At 29.2% G+C, this 785-nt stretch carries 1 protein-coding gene and 1 pseudogene; both read right to left on the minus strand.

From position 1 onward, the window contains the following. Positions 1-369: pseudogene (locus tag A0J48_RS26485) on the minus strand (hypothetical protein); the annotation flags it as partial. Between the two features lie 7 nt (positions 370-376). Continuing rightward, positions 377-785, minus strand: a 409-nt coding sequence (locus A0J48_RS26490; protein WP_200327552.1) for an AAA family ATPase, incomplete at its 5' end; no start/stop codon positions are given.

The raw sequence follows: 785 nt of genomic DNA on the forward strand, positions 1-785 counted from the left end.
CTCCAGACATGAATAATCAGTAAAAAAGAGTAATTCACATTGATAATTTATATCAAATAACCAATCAAAATCTTTATCTGCAATACAAATAATATGAGGAGTAGTTTCTGAAAATTTATCCAGGTATAAAGCAAGAGCAATAACACGACTACGGTTGTTATCTTTTAACTCAAGTTCAACTAATCTGTCAGTAGAAATATCAACTGTGTCAATTTCATAAACAGAAACGTTTTTTATACCTCTATTGTTTAAAAACCATTCTAAAAAAAGTTTATCTGTTTTACCTTCAACATATATATCACGTAACTCAGTCTCAAGTTCATATATTGCCACAAGTTCATCAAGCGTGCGTCTTATTTCATTGTCCATTTTTTAGTTATTTCTCCGTCTTCACCAGCTTGATAACATGATTTTTGTATTTAGAAAGTAATTCAATTGAATGAGTGGCTAATATAAATTGAACTTGACTGCCTTTTGTCAACTCAAGTAATGCGTCAATAAGTTGACGCTGCCATTTTACATTTAATGATATTTCTGGCTCATCAATGATAAAAATTGTTGCTTTATCTCGCGCAGTTAGAGTATTACAAAACAGTAATAAGAGTTGCTTTTCTCCTGAAGATAACTTATCAGGAGATAATTCTAAATTTTCATCAGTAAATATTTTTATCCCATCTGTAACATGAATCTTTATATATTTATCATGAAAAAATTTATTGATTGTACTTTCAAAGGTAGTTAATAAATTTTGGATACTTTGAAGAGCATTAAACCTTGCATATACG

Source organism: Sphaerospermopsis aphanizomenoides BCCUSP55 (assembly GCF_001586785.1).
In the GTDB taxonomy this organism is placed as follows: Bacteria; Cyanobacteriota; Cyanobacteriia; order Cyanobacteriales; family Nostocaceae; genus Sphaerospermopsis_A; species Sphaerospermopsis_A aphanizomenoides_A.